Origin of the sequence: Parazoarcus communis (assembly GCF_003111645.1) — a bacterium.
GTDB lineage: Bacteria > Pseudomonadota > Gammaproteobacteria > Burkholderiales > Rhodocyclaceae > Parazoarcus > Parazoarcus communis_A.
On sequence record NZ_CP022187.1, the window covers coordinates 2,065,528 to 2,083,542 of the forward strand.

19 protein-coding genes are annotated in these 18,015 nt (G+C 65.6%); 7 read left to right on the forward strand and 12 right to left on the reverse strand.

Annotated features, from left to right (window positions below; genetic code table 11):
- Positions 1–42: 42 nt before the first annotated feature.
- The 9 genes from CEW83_RS09400 to CEW83_RS09440 all read right to left on the reverse strand — a co-directional run bounded on the left by CEW83_RS09400 (position 43) and on the right by CEW83_RS09440 (position 7,131).
- Complete coding sequence (locus tag CEW83_RS09400) at positions 43–858, reverse strand: ABC transporter permease (protein WP_108949107.1); 816 nt, start codon at positions 856–858, stop codon at positions 43–45.
- Between the two features lie 33 nt (positions 859–891).
- Positions 892–2,073 (reverse strand): ABC transporter substrate-binding protein, encoded by a 1,182-nt coding sequence (locus tag CEW83_RS09405; RefSeq protein WP_108949108.1) that lies wholly within the window; start codon positions 2,071–2,073, stop codon positions 892–894.
- Positions 2,074–2,143: 70 nt separating this feature from the next.
- Positions 2,144–3,130, reverse strand: a complete 987-nt coding sequence (locus CEW83_RS09410) for a PQQ-dependent catabolism-associated beta-propeller protein (RefSeq protein ID WP_234419043.1) — start codon at positions 3,128–3,130, stop codon at positions 2,144–2,146.
- 23 nt (positions 3,131–3,153) lie between these two features.
- Complete coding sequence (locus CEW83_RS09415) at positions 3,154–3,933, reverse strand: ABC transporter ATP-binding protein (protein WP_108949110.1); 780 nt, start codon at positions 3,931–3,933, stop codon at positions 3,154–3,156.
- Positions 3,926–4,732 carry an ABC transporter ATP-binding protein gene (locus tag CEW83_RS09420; protein ID WP_108949111.1) on the reverse strand — a complete coding sequence of 269 codons (807 nt, stop codon included), beginning with the start codon at positions 4,730–4,732 and terminating at the stop codon, positions 3,926–3,928. Before CEW83_RS09420 ends, CEW83_RS09415 begins: the two co-directional genes overlap by 8 nt.
- A 3-nt stretch (positions 4,733–4,735) precedes the next feature.
- Complete coding sequence (locus CEW83_RS09425; RefSeq protein WP_420094099.1) at positions 4,736–5,563, reverse strand: ABC transporter permease; 828 nt, start codon at positions 5,561–5,563, stop codon at positions 4,736–4,738.
- A complete protein-coding gene (locus CEW83_RS09430) occupies positions 5,563–6,552 on the reverse strand; it encodes an ABC transporter substrate-binding protein (RefSeq protein WP_108949113.1) in 990 nt (329 codons plus the stop codon). Before CEW83_RS09430 ends, CEW83_RS09425 begins: the two co-directional genes overlap by 1 nt.
- Before the next feature lie 105 nt (positions 6,553–6,657).
- Positions 6,658–6,732: a pyrroloquinoline quinone precursor peptide PqqA gene (pqqA, locus tag CEW83_RS21705; protein ID WP_108951310.1), complete on the reverse strand. Its 75-nt coding sequence runs from the start codon at positions 6,730–6,732 to the stop codon at positions 6,658–6,660.
- 183 nt (positions 6,733–6,915) lie between these two features.
- Complete coding sequence (locus CEW83_RS09440; protein WP_108949114.1) at positions 6,916–7,131, reverse strand: hypothetical protein; 216 nt, start codon at positions 7,129–7,131, stop codon at positions 6,916–6,918.
- 89 nt (positions 7,132–7,220) lie between these two features.
- On the opposite strand from CEW83_RS09440, the gene arfB reads away from it, so the two are divergent.
- Positions 7,221–7,625: an alternative ribosome rescue aminoacyl-tRNA hydrolase ArfB gene (gene arfB, locus CEW83_RS09445; RefSeq protein WP_108951311.1), complete on the forward strand. Its 405-nt coding sequence runs from the start codon at positions 7,221–7,223 to the stop codon at positions 7,623–7,625.
- A 287-nt stretch (positions 7,626–7,912) separates the two neighbouring features.
- Positions 7,913–8,089, forward strand: a complete 177-nt coding sequence (locus tag CEW83_RS21230; RefSeq protein ID WP_199915255.1) for a hypothetical protein — start codon at positions 7,913–7,915, stop codon at positions 8,087–8,089.
- A 54-nt stretch (positions 8,090–8,143) separates the two neighbouring features.
- On the opposite strand, the gene CEW83_RS09450 is transcribed toward CEW83_RS21230, so the two are convergent.
- Genes CEW83_RS09450 through CEW83_RS09460 form a run of 3 tightly spaced genes read right to left on the reverse strand, consistent with a single transcriptional unit; the run spans position 8,144 to position 10,715 of the window.
- Complete coding sequence (locus CEW83_RS09450; protein WP_108949115.1) at positions 8,144–8,611, reverse strand: DUF411 domain-containing protein; 468 nt, start codon at positions 8,609–8,611, stop codon at positions 8,144–8,146.
- A 35-nt stretch (positions 8,612–8,646) separates the two neighbouring features.
- On the reverse strand, positions 8,647–10,032 hold the full coding sequence (locus CEW83_RS09455; protein WP_108949116.1) for a heavy metal sensor histidine kinase: 1,386 nt from the start codon (positions 10,030–10,032) through the stop codon (positions 8,647–8,649).
- A gap of 2 nt (positions 10,033–10,034) precedes the next feature.
- A complete protein-coding gene (locus CEW83_RS09460) occupies positions 10,035–10,715 on the reverse strand; it encodes a heavy metal response regulator transcription factor (RefSeq protein WP_108949117.1) in 681 nt (226 codons plus the stop codon).
- 252 nt (positions 10,716–10,967) lie between these two features.
- Here CEW83_RS09460 and CEW83_RS09465 point away from each other — a divergent pair, with 252 nt between their 5' ends.
- From CEW83_RS09465 to CEW83_RS09485, 5 genes are all read left to right on the forward strand, one after another.
- Positions 10,968–11,468 (forward strand): cupredoxin domain-containing protein, encoded by a 501-nt coding sequence (locus CEW83_RS09465; RefSeq protein WP_108949118.1) that lies wholly within the window; start codon positions 10,968–10,970, stop codon positions 11,466–11,468.
- A 64-nt stretch (positions 11,469–11,532) separates the two neighbouring features.
- On the forward strand, positions 11,533–11,883 hold the full coding sequence (locus tag CEW83_RS09470) for a copper-binding protein (RefSeq protein WP_108949119.1): 351 nt from the start codon (positions 11,533–11,535) through the stop codon (positions 11,881–11,883).
- A gap of 168 nt (positions 11,884–12,051) precedes the next feature.
- Entirely contained in the window at positions 12,052–13,329 is a 1,278-nt protein-coding gene (locus tag CEW83_RS09475; protein ID WP_108949120.1) for a TolC family protein, read from the forward strand.
- 20 nt (positions 13,330–13,349) lie between these two features.
- Complete coding sequence (locus CEW83_RS09480) at positions 13,350–14,882, forward strand: efflux RND transporter periplasmic adaptor subunit (RefSeq protein WP_108951312.1); 1,533 nt, start codon at positions 13,350–13,352, stop codon at positions 14,880–14,882.
- A 1-nt stretch (position 14,883) separates the two neighbouring features.
- The gene (locus CEW83_RS09485; RefSeq protein ID WP_108949121.1) at positions 14,884–18,015 is read left to right on the forward strand and encodes an efflux RND transporter permease subunit; all 3,132 of its coding nucleotides are present in this window, start codon (positions 14,884–14,886) and stop codon (positions 18,013–18,015) included.

Genomic DNA, 18,015 nt, shown 5'->3' on the forward strand with positions numbered 1-18,015 from the left:
ACGCTTACGGGAAGGATGGCGAGCGGGTACGTCCAGTCGCTATCAGGCTCCGCCCGGCTTCCCGGCGCGCTTGACGATACCGCGCTGCGGGTCGTAACCCCATGCGGCGAGCAGGAAAAACACGGCCAGGCAACCCACGACGATCGCCAGCGATTGCGGCGCCCACTGCCCGTACAGCGCAAAGCGCGTCGCCTCCACCGCGTGGCTGAAGGGGTTCCAGCTGGCGATGAAGTGGATCACGCTGGCGCCGGATTCTTCCAGCTTCCACAGCGGATACAGCGCCGGCGACACGAAGAACATCGGGAAGATGACGAAATTCATCGTGCCGGCGAAGTTCTCCAGTTGCTTCACATGCACCGACAGCAGCAGCCCGAGCGCCCCCAGCATCATCCCCGACAGCACCAGCACCGGCAGCGCATACAGCCAGCCCGACCACGGCACGCCCACGTCGAACAGCGCCGCGATCGCCAGAAACACGTAGGCTTGCAGCACCGACAGCAGCGTACCCGCCAGCAACTTGGCAAACAGCAGGTAGGCGCGTGGCAGCGGCGCGGTGAGCAGCAACCGCATCACCCCCATCTCGCGGTCGTACACCATCGCCAGCGAAGACTGCATGCCGTTGAACAGCAGCACCATGCCGAGCAGACCGGGCACGATGTAGGTCTGATAAGGGATATAGGTGTCGTAAGGCGGGATGATCGACACCCCGAACACGTTCTGGAAGCCGGCGGCAAACACCACCAGCCACAGCAGCGGACGCACCAGGGCTGAGGCCAGACGGCCACCCTGGCGGACAAACTTGGCCACCTCTCGGCTGGTGACGGCCTGCAGGGCGAGGAGCGCATGGCTCAGTTTCATGTCGGGGTTCCAGGTCGGCTGGTGGGTTCAGGGTCAGGGTTTGCAGCGGCTGTCGCGCTGATCGAAGCCCAGCGTGTCCATATTGTTCTGCTGATGCAGGAAGCCCTGGATCGGCGCACGCTCGATCACCGAGTTGTGGGTGGCGAGCAGGATGGGCTGGCGCAACTGGCGATCCCAGGGGCGAAAGCCGAGCCGGTTGCCCTTGAAGCCATCGATCGTGATCTCGTCGCCGGCGAGGTAGCTCACCAGCTTGGCGAAAGGCGCATTGTCGGTGCGCACCACCGCCTCGATCACCGACTTGATCGCAATCCACGCCGCCCAGTCGGGGCTCGACGGCTGGCGCTCGGCCTGCTTCTGCATGCGGCTGGACAGTTGCGGCGCGCCGTGGCGCTCCCACGCCCAGTGCCAGGCCTCGGCAACCAGGCCCTCACTGCCCACGACCGGACGCGGGCGCACGGTTCGATACGGCAGATTGCGCGCGAATTCGCCGTCGCTGTCCGCAACGAACACCACATCGTGATCGGCTCCACCCGTCAGCAGCAGGGGATTGCCCTGATCACGTTGGCGCGGATCGTTGCTGAGCACGAAGCTGCGCTTGTCCACGATCTTCAACCCGAAGCGTTTTGCCGACGTCTCGAAGGCTGCGCCCAGCAACTTGTCGGCCGCCAGCGGCCCTTCCAGCAGCAGCACCGAACGCCACTTGCGCGACACCAGATACTGCGCCATCGCGTCGGTCTGCATCGCATGGTTGGGCAAGGTGTGGAAGAGATGCGGCTGGCATTGCTCCTGACGTAGCACGTCGTCTGCGGCCGACACGTTGAACAGCAGCAGTTCCTTGCCGCGAGTGGCCCTGGCCAGTTCGGCCACGACCTCGGCCGGCGCGTCGACCAGGAAATAGCGCACCCCCGCAGACTGCAGCGTATTCACCTGCGCCAGCAATGCTGCGGCGTCGGCACCCTTCACCCGTTCGAGCGCGAACTCGAGCTTGAGCGCCTGGCCGACGAAACGCGCTTCCCGCATCGCCACCTCGGCGCCGGCAAAGGGCCTGCCAAAGGCTTGCGACAGATTGCGATGGAAGGTTCGCTTCTCGTCGTATCGCGCATCCTTGTCGAGCTCAAGGAAGGCGAAGCGGATGGTCTCTGCGGCAGCAGGCAGGCTGAACAACAGCACGGCGACGATGGCCAGCGATCGGCGAAGGAGAGTCGAAAATGGCATGTGAAATTCCCTGGAGTCTGGCGACTGCCGGGCAAGCAGCGGCCCCGCAGTCGCACCAGCAGCGTTCGGATCAGTCGTCAATCACCGCGGTATGCGGCACGCGCCCGACCGGAACCGAACGCAACACCTTGTTGTTCCTGGTATCAACGATCGACATGTCGTCCGACAGCCCATTCACAACGAACAACCGACTTTGGTCGCGGCTCAGGGTGACACCCCACGCGCGCTGCCCGACCAGCACGTATTCCTTCACCGCACGGCTGGCGACATCGACCACGGCGACATGGTTGGCACGCCCCAGGGTGACATAGGCGGTCTTGCCGTCGCGGGTCATGGCGATGCCGACCGGGGTCACATCGTCGGCACGGAAGCCCTTGGGCGCGAACGATACGGTGCCCTTGATCTCGTTTTTCCTGCCATCGATGATGGTGACCGAGCCGCCGAGTTCGTTGGTGACCCAGATCTCGCTGCTGTCCGGGGTGGCGGCGAAGCGGCGCGGCCGGTTGCCGACCACGATATTGGCGGCGATTTCGTTGGTCGCGGTGTCGATCACATGCACCATGTTGGCAACTTCCGAGGTCACATACAGGCGCTTGCCGTCAGGGCTCATCATCACGCCCTCAGGCTCCTCGCCGACCTCGATCTCGGCCACTTTCTTGCCGGCCGCGACGTCGATCACCGACACCTTGGCGTCTTCTTCCATCGACACATAGAAGCGCTTGCTGTCAGGGCTGAAGGCGAACATCTCCGGATCTTCGCCGACTTCAATCGAGCGTTCCACCGCCAGCCTGGCGATGTCGATCACGTCCACCCGCTCGGAATTGCTCGCGATCACGAACAGTTTCTGGCCGTCAGTGCTGAGCCTCATGTCGCGCGGTCGCTCACCGGTGGGAATGGTCTTCACCACCGCGTAGGTCTTGCCGTCGAGCACGGTCACCGCATTGTCGTTCTCGCTGCTGACAAAGATCTGGCCGGAGCCCTTGGCGTGCACGGCGCTCACAGGCAGAAGTAACAGCGCACTGGCAGCGAGTGCCATGCTGAGGGAGTTCAGACGCATGAGGACAATCTCCTGTTGGTTATTCATTTTGACGACTGCAGCGATCCTGATGAGGGTTCGCCACCCTCCGTCATGGTCATGAAAGCCTCGGCCAGCGACGCCACACCGGAAGCGGCCACCAGCGACTGCGGCGTTCCTTCGGCGAGGATCTTTCCACGGTGCAGCACGATCACGCGATCGGCTTCCTCAGCCTCATCCACCAGGTGCGAGGCCCACAAAATACCCACGCCGCCCTCGCGCAGCGCCAGCACCTCGTCCAGCAGCTGTCGACGCGAGGCAGGGTCGAGCCCCACCGTGGCCTCGTCCATCAGCAAGACCGAGGGTTTGTGCACCAGCGCCCGCGCCAGTTCGACCTTGCGCCGGTTGCCGCCGGAGAGCTCGCGTACCCGGTCGTGGGCGCGTTCGGACAGCCCCAGCCGTTGCAGCGCATCCGCAATCCGGGCCTTCGATTCGCGCCCGGCGATGCCATGCAGGCGGGCGTGAAACACCAGATTGGCCTCCACGCTCAGGTCGAGGTCGAGCGTCATCTGCTGAAACACCACGCCGATACGGCCCAGCGCTCGCACCGGTTCGCGCTGCATGTCGTGACCGCACACCCGCACCACGCCGCCGTCGGCATTGAACAGGCCGGTAAGCAGCTGGAACAGGGTGCTCTTGCCCGCCCCGTTCGGCCCCAGCAGCGCAACGAACTCGCCCGGCCTCACCGTCAGGCTGACGCCCTTGAGCGCCTCGCGCGTGCCGTAGGATTTGCGCACCTCCTCGACCTGCAGCGACCACTGCGCGACCACCACGTCCTCATGCATCCGTGCGCACCTCAATGTTGTTTCTGCCCTGTGCCCTTCCCTGACCTGCATTTCCACTTTGATCCAGCAAACCGGCCAGCAGGGCCGGATGGCGGTCGAGCAGTTCGCGCTGCAGTGCGAGCACCGCGGCATCGTTGGGCAAGCGCGGACCGCTCAACCCTTCCCGCCACTCCAGCATCACCCTGCCCGGCGCACCGGACATGAAACACACGCGACCGCCCAGCGCCAGTGCCTCGCGCAGGTCGTGGGTAACGAACAGCACGGAGGTATTGCAGCGCTGCCACAAACTGACCAGCATCGCGCGCAGGCGGTCGGCGGTGGGCGCGTCGAGCGACACGAAGGGCTCGTCCATCAGCAGCACCCGGGGCTCGATCACGAAGGCCCGCGCCAGCGCCACCCGGCGCTGCATGCCGCCGGAGAGCCGGCCCGGATAGGCGTCGAGCACGTCGCCCAGTTCCATCGCCTGCAACAGGTCGCGCGCCCGTGCCGGTGCAGTCGGATCATCGCCCGCCACCAGCAGCACGTTCTCGATCACGGTCAGCCACGGCATCAGACGCGGCTCCTGGAACATGAAGCCGATGCCGTCCTGCAAGGGACTGCCATCCAGGGTGACGCGCCCGCTCACATCGTGATCGAGCCCGCCGACGACGTTGAGCAAGGTGCTCTTGCCGCAGCCCGAGGGGCCGACCACACAGACAAATTCGCCCGGCTGGACCTGCAGCCGCAAATCTGCCAGCGCAATATGCGAGCGCCCGCCCCGGTCCGGATAACACTTGCGCACAATCTCGATATCCAGCATCGCTCAGCCCCTCCACCGCGTCAGCCGGCGCTCGAGCGGGCGCAGCGCAAAGGCCTCGACCACCAGCACGATCGCGGCGAACACCAGCGTATAGGCCAGGATGCCGGCGATGTCGAAGAACTGGAAGAAGACATTGAGCTGGAAGCCGATGCCGTTGCTGCGCCCGAGCAGCTCCACCACCAGCACGATCTTCCAGATCAGCGACAGCCCGGTGCGCGCGGCTGCCATCAGATAGGGGTAGAGCTGCGGCAGATACACCCGTGACAGCGTGCGCCAGCGCGGCAGGCGATAGGCGCTGGCGACCTGCATCAGGCGCGGATCGACCGCACGTGCGCCCTCGCGCACGGTAACGATCACGGTGGGGATCTTGTTGATCGCCACCGCGACAATCGCGGCGGTGTCGTTGAGGCCGAACCAGACGTAACACAGGATGATCGTGACCAGCGCCGGCACATTGAGCCCGAGCACCAGCCATCCGTCGAGGAAGAGATCGAGCGTGCGCCAGCGCCCCATCGCGATGCCGATCACGGTGCCAATCACCATCGCGGCGGCAAACGCGATCACCACCCGCGACAGGGTGATGCCCAGGTGATACGGCATCACCAGCGACAGGGTTTCGTCGATCACACGACCGAACACCGTCAGCGGCGCTGGCAGCGCGTTGCTCTGCAGCACGGACGCCAGCACATGCCACAACACCACGAACACGAGCAGCGAAGCGAGGCGAACGCCCGCGTCGCCGCCATGGCGAAAGCGCCTGGAAAGTGGCGCGGATGCCGCAGCCAGATGCTGTGCAGCGGTGTCGTGGCCGGCGCCCTGGACCCGCTCGATCACCGTTCCAGGCCCCCGGCCCAGAAGGTACCGCTGGCAAGCGATGTGGCCTTGCCGACCAAGGCCTGCCCGCCCTCGGCGGCGAGGATGGCGAACACCTTGCGTGCCACCTGCTCGGACTCACCCATGCTCGCAGCGGGAATGCCCGCACGGAATCCCTCGCGCAGCGCCACGAAAGTGGCATCGTCCGTGACCTTCATCATCGGCCGCAGCTCATCCCACACCGCGTCCGATTCAAGCATGTGCTGCTTGGTCGCGGCCGAGGCGCGCAAAAAACTGCGTATCGCCTGCGGATGCGCCGCCGCCCACTTCTCACGAAAAACCCAGCCCACCAGCGGCAACTCGGCATCCACGTCGAGGGTGCGCAGGATCTCGCCCATGCTCAGCAGCGGCACCATGCCCGCGGCCCGCAGGCGCGCGCCGTAGTGCCAGAAGTTCATCGCCGCGGGAAATTCCCCGCGCAGCATCAGCTCGTTGAGCAGCGGCGGCGCAACGAAAGCCGGCTCCAGCCAGCCTGCGGCGTCCGCTCCCACGGTGCGGCGGGCATAGGCGCGCAGCAGCAGCCAGCTCTTGTCGAGTGGCCCGCCGGCCACACCCAGACGCTTGCCCTTGAGGTCGGCGAACGTTTTGACCCCGGCGTCGGGACGCACCATCACCCCGCCCACCGCCAGCGAATACGGCACAAAGGTGAAGTCCTGCCCCTCGGCGCGCTGACGCGCAACCCAGATCCAGTCATTGACCACGACATCGACTGCACTGCCGAGCATGGCGATATTGGCTGCATCCTTCAGCGCCAGCGGCACGACCTCGATCCGCACGCCCTCGCGCTCGGCAAACCCGCCTTTCTGCATCACCGCCAGTTCCCAGCTGACCGTGCCGAACTGCAGCACGCCAACCCGCAGCACCGGCAGTTCGGCAGCACGAACCGGCGCCGCCGTGAGGCATAGCAGCGCGAAGAGCGCCAGGCCGGCTCTCAGAAACGACATCATGGCGCTCTCCCCCGTTCTTGTTCGCTGTATTCCCGTGGGCAGGAAGCAACGCGGCAACCAGTTTCTGCGGGGCCGACGCTGTATGCGCCACCCCGCCCGATCACCTTAACGGGTGGCGATGTACATCGTGATTTCAAACCCAAAACGAAAATCGCAGGCTGCAGGGGTTTCCCATTTCATGACGTGTCTCCTGTTGGTCGGTAAAGCGACATGGCGTTCTGGATGACCGCTCACAGCCCCAGTGTGCCTTCGGCGTCGCATCCGCCGCATCAGGATTCCGACCGAAATCGCCTCATGATTTTCATGAGATCCAGGATCAAAGGGATCAAAGGGGTCAGAGTCGTTTGATCGCTTCGTTTCGCCTCAACCCACCGCGCGCTTGAAGATCCAGTTGCGGTTGGTATTGCTGTCCGGTGCCTGCATCAGCTCCCAGCCCTGGGCGCCGAGCTTGTTCAGCTCCGCCAGCACGACCTCCGTATAGGCGCGCAGGCGGTCTTTTTCGCGGCTGCCGTGGGCGCGGGCGACGTCTTCGGCGATCTGGTGGATGTCGCTGCGGATCTGGTACTCAAAGCATTGCATAGGGTGCTCGATAGGGTGATGAGGTGCGCATGGCAGGACGCCAGCACATGGGCGACAATAACACCCAACTCCTGCACCGGCCGCCCCGCATGCGCATCCATTTCACCATCCTGCCGGAAGAAGTCGACATTACCGCCATCCGCGCCCAGGGCTCGGGTGGGCAGAACGTCAACAAGGTGTCGAACGCGGTGCACCTGCGCTTCGACATCGCCGCATCGTCGCTGCCCGAGGCCATCCGCGAGCGCCTGCTGCGCCTCGGCGACCAGCGCATCAGCAAGGACGGCGTGATCATCATCAAGGCACAGGCCTTTCGCAGCCTGGAAAAGAATCGTGCCGAGGCAATCCGCCGACTGGAGGAACTCATCGAGAGCGCGGCCACGGTGCAAAAGACGCGCCGACCGACGCGCCCCACCCGGGGCTCGGTTACGCGCCGGCTTGAAGGCAAGACCCGGCGCGCCGCGGTCAAGGCCGGAAGAGGAAGGGTCGGCGAGTAGCATCCGTCGGCAACCCTGTCATAATGGAGGCGCTGCACGAGCGGGCGAGGCTCTGCCTGACCACCGAATCAGCGCATCATGCCTCTCCGCGCAAGGCGCGAACGCATGACCGCCAATGACATCCCCCACAACGGTGCCCTCGTGGAGGACAAGCCTCCGACCGGGGTCATCCGGCGGCGCCCATTTATCTTGTGCTGCTCCCCTCGGAAACGGAAGCATCAAGTAACCGTTTCTCCTTCCTTCACCCGCGTTCGATTCTGCCCTACGGGGCAATCAGAGGAGGCCACTTGGCCAAGCCAAATTACCAGTTCGAGAAACGCCAGCGAGACCTGGCAAAGAAGCGCAAGCAGGAAGAAAAACGCATCCAGAAACTCGCCGCCAAGGCGGCAGGCGGCAGCGACGACAATGCCGACGCCGAGCCTGAAGTTGAAGCAGCAGAAAGCAACACCCCGCCGCTTGCCTGAGGCCTGAAGCGGTCAAGCGCAGCGACGGCCACACGGGATGGTGCGCCACCATCCTCAGTGGCTGGCGAAAACCTCGTGACTGCCGTCGCTGCCGAAACTGACGACCTTGTAACGATCGGCCGGATACGGCCCCTCCATGCCAGGCGAACCCATCGGCATGCCCGGCGCCGAGATGCCGACGATCTTCGGCTGCTCGGTCAGCATCCGCTTCACATCAGCGGCCGGCACATGGCCTTCGACCACATAGCCGCCCACCTTCGCGGTGTGGCACGAGCCGAGCGCCTGCGGTACGCCGGCGCTGCGCTTGACGTCGCTCATCTGCGCTGAAGCGATCTCTTTCACCTTGAAGCCGTTCTCACGCATGTGCTCGGCCCATTTGCCGCAACAGCCGCAATTCGGGTCCTTGTACATCGTCACCTCCTCGCCGGCAGCCAGTGCAGGCGAGGCCGATACGGCCGCGACCAGCGCGGTGGCGAGCACGAGTCGATGCGGAAGACGGAATCGTGTGGAATGCGGGTTCATGAAACCTCCTTGTGACAGTTTGATATCCGGGCCAATCAGGAAAAAGACGCCAGCGGAAGGACAATCTCGAAGACCGTGCGCCCCGCGTCCGATACTGCGCTCACGCGCCCGCCGTGGGCCTCGACAATCGAGCGGGTGATGGCCAACCCCAGTCCGGCGCCCTCGCCATGCCGGTGACGCTCCGGCCCTGCGCGGTGAAAGCGTTCAAAGATCCGGCCAAGCTGCTCGGGGGCGATGCTGTCGCCGGCGTTGCACACCCGCAGCACGGCCTCACCCTTCGAAGCCGAAACATCGATGTCCACCGTTGTGCCGCGCGACGCGTGCCTGAGGGCATTCGACAGCAGGTTTGAAACCGCGCGCCGCAACATCAGTCGGTCGCCGCTGACCCGTGCTTCTCCGTTGACCTCGACACGCACGCCCTGTTCCTCGGCGAGCGCATCGTAGAACTCTGCCAGCGCGCGTGCCTCGTCGGCCAGCGACACCACTTCGGCGGGTCGCGGCAGGTGTCCGTTCTCGGTCTGCGCCAGAAACAGCATGTCGCTCACCATGCGCGCGATGCGTTCGTACTCCTCCAGATTCGAGCCAAGCACTTCGCGGTACTCTTCGGTGCTGCGCGCACGCGACAGCGCGACGGCGGTCTGCGTCATCAGGTTGGAGACCGGCGTGCGCAGTTCGTGGGCGATATCGGCGGAGAAGTCGGCGAGGCGCTGGAAGGACCGTTCGAGGCGTTCGAACATGCCGTTGAGCGCCTCTACCAGTTCGCGCACCTCGGCCGGCGCATCGCCCTCGATCAGGCGTACGCCGAGACGATCCGCCGACTGCCGCCTTGCCACCTCGGTCACCCGGCGCAGGGGTGCGAGACCTCTGTGCGCGGCCAGCCAGCCCAGCAGCGCGGCCACGGCCGTCGCCACCACGATACCGATCCACATCCGCATGCGCACCTCGTCGAGGAAGCGGGTGTGATGAACAATATCAAGCCCGAGCAGCACCCGGACCGGACGCGAGGAAAGCGGCATCTCCAGCACTGTTTCGCGCCCCACGAAGTCACGCCCGTCCAGCCGCCACGCCCCGCTACCATTGGCGAGAGCCTCGCCTGCGAGTTGGGCAGGGGCAAACTGTGATGCGTTGAGCACGTAGATCACGCTGCCCTCATCGTCGCGCATCAACAGCGACACCCCGTCGTGACCGGTAAAGGCATCGTCCAGCGCCTGCGGAAGCGCCTCCAGCTCCGCAGCAGAACCCACCCGCTGCAACAGCTTGGCGATCAGGCTGAACTTGCCCGACAGTTCGTGCTCGTCCAGCTCGCGAAAGTGATCCTCGGCAGCACGTCCGAGCACGACCCCGACGACAATAAGCAGACAGGCGGTGAGTACCGCGAAGAGCAATCCCAGGCGTGCGGTCAGCGACAGCGGAACGCGCACGCTCAGCTCTCCCCGGTCGCTTCGAGCACGTAGCCCATGCCGCGCACGGTACGGATCAGGCGCGGCTCGAAGGGCTCGTCCACCTTGGCGCGCAACCGCCGCACGGCCACTTCGATCACGTTGGTGTCGCTGTCGAAATTCATGTCCCACACCTGCGAGGCGATCAGCGAACGCGGCAGCACCTCGCCCTGCCGCCGCAGCAGCAACTCAAGCAGCGCGAACTCCTTGGCGGTGAGGTCGATGCGCACACCCGCGCGCAGCACGCGCCTGCGCACGAGGTCGAGTTCGAGGTCGGCCGCACGCAGCAGCTCGGGCTCCTTCGCCTTGCCCCGGCGCAACAGGGTACGCACACGGGCAAGCAGCTCGGAAAAGGCAAACGGCTTCACCAGGTAGTCATCGGCCCCGAGCTCCAGGCCACGCACCCTGTCCTCGACCTGGTCGCGCGCCGTAAGAAAGAGCACCGGCATCTCCTGCCCCTGCCCGCGCACGGTCTGCAATACGCCCCAGCCATCAAGCGAGGGCAGCATCACGTCGAGCACGATCAGGTCGTAACCGCCGCCAAGCGCCAGGTGCAGACCGTCGAGTCCGTCGCGCGCGAGATCGACCACGAAGCCCGCCTCGACCAGGCCCTGGCGCAGGTAGTCGCCGGTTTTGGGTTCGTCCTCGACAATCAGGATCTTCACGGCTTGCCCGCCTCGAATGCAGTGTTCCCCATATTGTGCCCGCCGCCGCCCAGCGTCGAGCCAGGATTACAAAGATGTAATGTTCGCGTCAGCTTTCTGTCCGTCACCGACAGGCAAGATTGCGTGGCTCAAGTCGGACACGTATCTTCGTTGCCCCGCCTATCACCAAGACTGACCATCCATGACCTCTTGCGCCCGCAACAACAGCTTCAACGCAATTTCCACGCTGCCCGGGCACGAGCGGAGGCAGCCATGACCAGCCGCCGCCGCTTTATTGCTGCCGGTATCGCCAGCGGCTTGCTTGGCTTCACCTCCATGGCGCGCGCCCATGGCGACGCTGCCCACACTGGCAAGGCAAAGACACCCGATGCCGCCGAGCAGCAGGCGTGGGGAATTGCCGGCGCACCCGGCAAGGCGCACCGCACGATCCGCATCGAAATGAGCGACGACATGCGCTTCACCCCGGACCGTATCGCGGTGAGGCTGGGCGAAACCATCCGCTTCGAGCACCACAACACGGGTGCGGTACTGCACGAGATGGTCATCGGCACGCCGGAAACACTCGCCGAGCACGCAGCCCTGATGATGCGTTTTCCAGACATGGTGCATGACGAGCCGTGGATGGCGCACGTCCCGGCCGGCGAGAAGGCGGAAATGACCTGGACCTTCAACCGCGCAGGGGATTTCGAATTTGCCTGCCTGATGCCGGGCCACTATCAGGCAGGCATGAAAGGCGCGCTCATCGTCCGTTGAGCCGGAGGCTAACGCCACTCACCGCCACGGCAATCACTCGTACAGACCCACATAAGGAACAGCCATGAAAACCACCCTCGCCACCCTTGCCGTCGCCACCTTCGCCACCCTCGCGATCAGTGCCCCTGCGCTTGCCAGCAACGACCACGCTGGGCACCAGGCCGGCATGGGCAACATGCACGACGCTGCCGGGATGATGTCAGAGGGCACGGTGAAAAAGCTCGACGCGGCTGCAGGCAAGCTCACCATCAGCCACGGCCCGCTCGCCAACCTCGACATGCCGCCCATGACCATGGTGTTTCGCGCCAGCGATCCTGCCCTGCTGAATGGCGTAAAGGTTGGAGACAGGATCCGCTTCAAGGCGGAGCGCGTCAGTGGTGCCTTTACCGTGACCGAACTGGAAGTCGCCAAGTAATCCGTCCCCCGGTGATCGCTCCCCACGGGGCCGGGGCGCAGCACGGGTCGGGCCGGCTACGCACCAGCGCGCACCGTCGAATCCACTGCTGGAACCGCCCCGCATGCCTCGCCTGAACGCGAACTGCAAGCGACTCCTTGTCTGAAACTCTCTTTCATCAAGGCCGCCATGACTGATCTGCGCCTTCCCCGGGGACTGCTGGCAACTTCGGTCCTCTATGCCTTGCTCAGTGCCGCGCCGGCGCTGGCCGACGGCCCGATGCTCGGCGGCAGCGTCGACGGACTGATCGAACATGCCCGCCTCCACAACCCGGCCTTTGCCGCCGAACGGGCCGAGGCCGAGGCTGCACGCGAGCGCATCGAACCCGCCGGCGCGCTGCCAGACCCGGCATTCCAGATCGAACTGATGGACGCCACCAACACCATGCGCGGTGGCGGCACAACGATTCTGCCGGGCGAGGTGGGCGAAACCCGCTATCGCGTGGTGCAGTCGTTTCCCGCCTGGGGCAAACGCGAACTCGACGTCCGCGCCGCCACCGCACGTGCAGGACGCGCCGACGCCGGACGCGAAGCAGTGTGGCTGGAGCTGAGCGCGAGCATCAAGGGCGCGTGGCTGCGCTACTACGCAGCCGACCGCGAAGCCGTATTGAACCGGGACGCACTGCGCCTGCTGCAGGGTCTTGAGGAAATCACCCTCTCACGCTACCGCCTCGGCCTGCTGCCGCAGCAGGCCGTACTGCGCGCGCAACGCGAGATCACCGCCCAGCGCCTGTCCCTGGTTGCCGTCGAGCAGCGCCGCCGCACGGCCGCCGCCGCCCTCAACGCACTGCTCGCGCGCGCACCGAACAGCCCGCTTGCCGCACCGGCGGAACCGGCGCCGCTCGTCGACCTGCCGCCCATCGACCAGCTGCTGACACATACCCGCGACCGTAACCCGCTGCTTGCAGCCGAAGCCGCCGGCGTTGAAGCCGCCCGCTTCGAGCGCGACCGCACCTGGCGCGACCGCTACCCGGACTTCAGCATCGGCCTCACCAACAACCGTCCGCGCGGGGGCGACCCATCATGGGATGTGATGTTCGAGGTCATGATTCCGCTGCAGCAATCGGCACGGCGGGCCCGCGAGCGCGAGGCGACCTACATGCTGACAGCTGCCGACGCCCGCCGCGAAGCGGTGGAGGCGAAGCTGCAGGGTGAGCTTGGCAGCGCACATGCAGCCTACAGCGCGGGCCACGACAGCCTGCGCCTGTTGCGCGGCACCCTGCTGCCGCAGGCAGAAGCCACGCGTGACGCCAGCCGCTCGGCCTTTGCCGCCGGCAGCGTCGACTTCGACACCGTGCTCGAAGCCGAGCGCCAGTTGGTGGCCACCCGCCTCGCCCTGCTGCAGGCCGAACTCGACGCACGCCTTGCATTGACCGAACTCGAAAAGATTGCTGGAGAGCTGCCGTGAATTCAGGCCTGAATCGCTCGCTGACCGCACTTGCGGTCGTACTCGCCCTTGGCGCAGGCTACTGGGCAGGCAGCCGTAACGATGCCATGCCCAACGCGATGGACACGGCAGCAGCGCCTGCAGGCACTGCACAAGGCGACGCCAGCGGTGAGGCGCGCAAGATTCTTTATTACCGCAACCCGATGGGCCTGCCCGACACCTCGCCCGAGCCCAAGAAGGACTCGATGGGGATGGACTACATTCCGGTGTATGCCGACGACACGCCGGACGACAGCGGCGTGGTCCGTGTCAGCCCTGCGCGGGTACAGACCCTGGGGGTGAAGACCGCGCTGGCTGAAAACAAGGTGCTCGACGCCGTTGTTCGCGCCGTGGGTCGTATCGAAGTCAATGAACGCACCGTGGTCGACGTTGCCCCCCGCTTCGAAGGCTGGATCGAACGCCTCTACGTCAATGCCGTGGGCGACCCGGTTCGTCGCGGCCAGCCGCTGTTTTCGGTGTACAGCCCCGAGCTGCAGTCCGCCGGCGAGGAGCTGAATATTGCCGAACGCCTGCAGCGCAGCAGCGCCGGCAGCGATCCCGTCGCCGCCGAAGCGGCCGCCCGCCTCGCCGATGCCACCCGCGCACGCCTGCGCAACTGGGAGATCGCGGCGCCGGCCGGCGGAAAAGTCCCGTCGCGCCAGACCTTCAACGCCCCCGCCAATGGCGTGGTGCTGGAAAAACGCGCGGTTCAGGGGGCACGCTTCATGGCAGGCGAGGCGATCTACCGCATTGCCGATCTCTCCACCGTGTGGGTCATCGCCGACATCTTCGAGCAGGACCTGGCCCGGGTACGGGTCGGCCAGGCGGCGACGATCAGCCTCGACGCCTTTCCCGGACGCAGCTTCGAGGCCCGCGTCGATTATCTCTACCCCACGCTCAACAGCGCCACCCGCTCCACGCCGGTGCGACTGACGCTCGACAATCGTGACGGTCTGCTGCGCCCGGGCATGTTCGCGCATGTCGATCTGGCCAGCGCTGGCGCTGCGCCACGCGTGACCGTGCCGATTTCGGCAGTGATCGACGATGGCGCCCGTCAGGTCGTGCTGCTCGCCCTCGACGAGGGCCGCTTCAAGCCGCAGCCGGTCAAGCTCGGACAACGCGGACGCACCGAGGTGGAAGTGCTCGACGGCGTGCAGGCAGACGACCGCGTGGTGGTGTCGGCCAACTTCCTGATCGACTCCGAGAGTCAGCTCAAGGCCGCGCTCTCCAATCTGAGCGAAGCGGACGAAGCCGCAACCACCAGTTACGAGGCCTCTGGCGTATTCGAGGCCGCCGACACCGAAAGCGGCACGGCGACCTTCACCCACGAGCCGATTCCCGCCCTGAAATGGCCGGACATGACCATGGATTTTGGCCTCGACACCCCCGAGCTGACCGCTGACATCGCGCCGGGCACCCCGGTCCGCTTCACCTTCGAGCAACGTGCGCCGGGCGAATTCGTCATCACCCGCATCGACGAGGTGAAGCCAGGCGCCGCAAGCGCTGCGTCCGACAGCGCCCACGGGAGCCACTGACATGCTGGATCGCGTCATCGACTGGTCCGCGCGCAATGTCTTTCTCGTCATTCTGGCAACGCTGTTCCTGATCGGCGGTGGCCTCTATGCGGTCAAGAAGACGCCGCTCGACGCCATCCCCGACCTCTCGGACGTGCAGGTCATCGTCTACACCGACTATCCCGGACAGGCGCCGCAGGTGGTCGAGGATCAGGTGACCTATCCGCTCACGACCTCGATGCTCGCGGTGCCGCGGGCCAAGGTGGTGCGCGGCTTCTCGATGTTCGGCGCGTCCTATGTGTACGTGATCTTCGAGGACGGCACCGACATCTACTGGGCGCGTTCGCGCGTGCTCGAATACCTCAGCTCCGCCGCGGGGCGTCTGCCTGCCGGCGTGGCGCCGCAGATTGGCCCGGACGCGACCGGCGTCGGCTGGGTGTTCCAGTACGCGGTGACGGGCAAGAACATGTCGCTTGCCGACACCCGCAGCCTGCAGGACTGGTATCTGCGCTATCAACTCACCCAGGCCGAGGGCGTCTCGGAAGTGGCCAGCGTCGGCGGCTTCGTGCGCGAGTACCAGGTGACGGTCGACCCGCACCGCCTCGCCACTTTCGGCATCGCGCTCGACGAGGTGGGCAAGGTGATCAGCGCCTCCAACCGCGACGTTGGCGGACGCGTCATCGAGATGGCGGAAAAGGAGTACATGGTGCGCGGCCGCGGCTATCTGCGCGGCGTGGAGGACATCGAGAACCTGGTGCTGAAAAGCGTGGGCGGCACGCCCGTTACGGTGGCCGACATCGGCCGGGTGGAGCTGGTGCCGGCCGAACGGCGCGGCATCGCCGAACTCAACGGCGAGGGCGAAGTCGCTTCCGGCATCGTGATGGCCCGCTTCGGCCAGAATGCGCTCGACGTGATCGCCAGCGTCAAGGCCAAGCTCGCCGAGCTCGCGCCCGGCCTGCCGGAAGGCGTCGAGATCATTCCGGTGTACGACCGCTCGACGCTGATCGAGGACGCCATCGCCAACCTGAAATGGACGCTGATGGAAGAAAGTTTGATCGTGGCTGCGGTGTGCGTCATCTTCCTGCTTCATGTGCGCAGCGCGCTGGTCGCCATCATCACCCTGCCGCTGGGCATCCTGGTCGCCTTCATCGCCATGCGCGCGCTCGACCTGGGTTCCAACATCATGAGTCTGGGCGGCATTGCGATTGCCATCGGCGCCATGGTGGACGCGGCGATCGTCATGATCGAGAACGCCCACAAACGGCTCGAGCGCCTGCCACCCGATGCCACGCGTGCCGAACATGCGCAGACCATCATCCGCGCCTGCAAGGAGGTAGGGCCGGCGCTGTTCTTCTCGCTGCTGATCATCACCGTGTCCTTCCTCCCGGTGTTCACGCTCGAAGGCCAGGAGGGCCGCATGTTCTCGCCTCTGGCCTTCACCAAGACCTTTGCCATGGCCGGCGCGGCGCTGCTGTCGGTGACGCTGGTACCGGTGCTGATGCTGTTCTTCGTGCGCGGGCACATCCTGCCGGAGGCGAAGAACCCGGTGAACCGCTTCCTGATCTGGGTCTACCGCCCGATCATCCGCCAGGTGATGCGCTTCAAGGTACTCACCATCCTCGTCGCCCTGGTCGCGATGGCGGCAACCGTCTTCCCGGCTCGCCAGATCGGCTCCGAATTCATGCCCACGCTCAACGAAGGCGCAATCTTCTACATGCCCGCGGCCCTGCCCGGCATGTCGGTGACCGAAGCCGGACGCCTGCTGGCCACCACCAACCGCATCATCAAGACCTTCCCCGAAGTGGCCTCGGTCTATGGCAAGGCCGGTCGTGCCAACTCCGCCACCGACCCGGCGCCGCTGGAAATGTTCGAGACCGTCATCAATCTAAAGCCCAAGGACGAATGGCGTCCCGGGCTGACGGTGGATGGATTGATCGCGGAGATGGACGCCGCACTCAAGTTCCCCGGGCTGGCCAACTCGTGGACCATGCCGATCAAGGCCCGCATCGACATGCTCTCCACCGGCATCCGCACCCCGGTCGGGGTCAAGGTGTTCGGCAAGGACCTCGACACCCTTGAGCAGGTGGCACGCCAGGTCGAAGCCGCCGTGCGCAGCCTGCCCGCCACCTCCAGCGCCTATGCCGAACGTGTCGCCGGCGGCTACTACGTGGATATCGAGCCGCGCCGCGACCAGATCGCGCGCTACGGGCTGAGCGTCGGCATGGTGCTCGACGTGGTCGCGACCGCACTCGGCGGCGACAGCGTCACCACCACCGTCGAAGGGCTGGAGCGCTACAACGTCAGCGTGCGCTACCCGCGCAGCCTGCGCGATGATCCGCAGCGCATCGCCACCGAGATCTATGTGCCGACCGCCAACGGTCCGATCCCGCTCGGCCAGCTGGCAACGGTCAGCCTGCAGCGTGGCGCGCCGGCGATCCGCACCGAGAACGCGCTGCTTGCGGCCTACGTCTATGTCGACACCCGCGACGGCGACATCGGCGCCTTCGTCAAGCGCGCACAGCAGGCGGTGACCGAGCAGGTCAGCTTCCCGCCCGGCTACTACGCCACCTGGAGCGGCCAGTTCGAGAACATGGAACGCGCCAAGGCCAAGCTCGCCGTGGTCGGACCGCTGACGCTGGCGCTGATCTTCGTGCTGCTCTATCTCAACTTCCGCCGCTTGAGCGAAACCCTGATCGTGATGCTGTCGGTGCCTTTCGCCTTGGTGGGCGGCGTCTGGCTGATGTGGTGGCTCGACTACCAGATGAGCGTTGCGGTGGCGGTCGGCTTCATCGCGCTCGCCGGGGTGGCGGCGGAAACCGGCGTGATCATGCTGATCTACCTTGATCAGGCGTGGAAGGAGATCCGGGCCAGACGCGCTGCGGAAGGTCTCGCCCCGACCCCGGCCGACCTCTACCACGCCATCATGGACGGCGCGGTGGAGCGCGTGCGCCCGAAGATGATGACGGTGGTTGCGATCATGGCAGGCCTGTTGCCCATCATGTGGAGCACCGGCACCGGTTCGGAAGTCATGAGCCGCATCGCCGCCCCGATGGTGGGCGGGATGATTTCTTCCACCGTGCTGACGCTGGCAGTGATTCCGGCGCTGTATGCCCTGGTCAAGGAGTGGCAACTCAAGCGCGAGGGGCGTATATAG

What these genes read in the sequence shown, in the direction of transcription:
- CEW83_RS09475 (WP_108949120.1), top strand. Translation starts at nt 12,052, where the DNA reads ATGACTGATCTGCGCCTTCCCCGGGGACTGCTGGCAACTTCGGTCCTC.
- CEW83_RS09415 (WP_108949110.1), bottom strand. Translation starts at nt 3,933, where the DNA reads ATGCATGAGGACGTGGTGGTCGCGCAGTGGTCGCTGCAGGTCGAGGAG.
- arfB (WP_108951311.1), top strand. Translation starts at nt 7,221, where the DNA reads ATGCGCATCCATTTCACCATCCTGCCGGAAGAAGTCGACATTACCGCC.
- CEW83_RS09400 (WP_108949107.1), bottom strand. Translation starts at nt 858, where the DNA reads ATGAAACTGAGCCATGCGCTCCTCGCCCTGCAGGCCGTCACCAGCCGA.
- CEW83_RS09450 (WP_108949115.1), bottom strand. Translation starts at nt 8,611, where the DNA reads ATGAACCCGCATTCCACACGATTCCGTCTTCCGCATCGACTCGTGCTC.
- CEW83_RS09440 (WP_108949114.1), bottom strand. Translation starts at nt 7,131, where the DNA reads ATGCAATGCTTTGAGTACCAGATCCGCAGCGACATCCACCAGATCGCC.
- CEW83_RS09470 (WP_108949119.1), top strand. Translation starts at nt 11,533, where the DNA reads ATGAAAACCACCCTCGCCACCCTTGCCGTCGCCACCTTCGCCACCCTC.
- CEW83_RS09485 (WP_108949121.1), top strand. Translation starts at nt 14,884, where the DNA reads ATGCTGGATCGCGTCATCGACTGGTCCGCGCGCAATGTCTTTCTCGTC.
- CEW83_RS09420 (WP_108949111.1), bottom strand. Translation starts at nt 4,732, where the DNA reads ATGCTGGATATCGAGATTGTGCGCAAGTGTTATCCGGACCGGGGCGGG.
- CEW83_RS09410 (WP_234419043.1), bottom strand. Translation starts at nt 3,130, where the DNA reads ATGCGTCTGAACTCCCTCAGCATGGCACTCGCTGCCAGTGCGCTGTTA.
- CEW83_RS09430 (WP_108949113.1), bottom strand. Translation starts at nt 6,552, where the DNA reads ATGATGTCGTTTCTGAGAGCCGGCCTGGCGCTCTTCGCGCTGCTATGC.
- CEW83_RS09465 (WP_108949118.1), top strand. Translation starts at nt 10,968, where the DNA reads ATGACCAGCCGCCGCCGCTTTATTGCTGCCGGTATCGCCAGCGGCTTG.
- CEW83_RS09405 (WP_108949108.1), bottom strand. Translation starts at nt 2,073, where the DNA reads ATGCCATTTTCGACTCTCCTTCGCCGATCGCTGGCCATCGTCGCCGTG.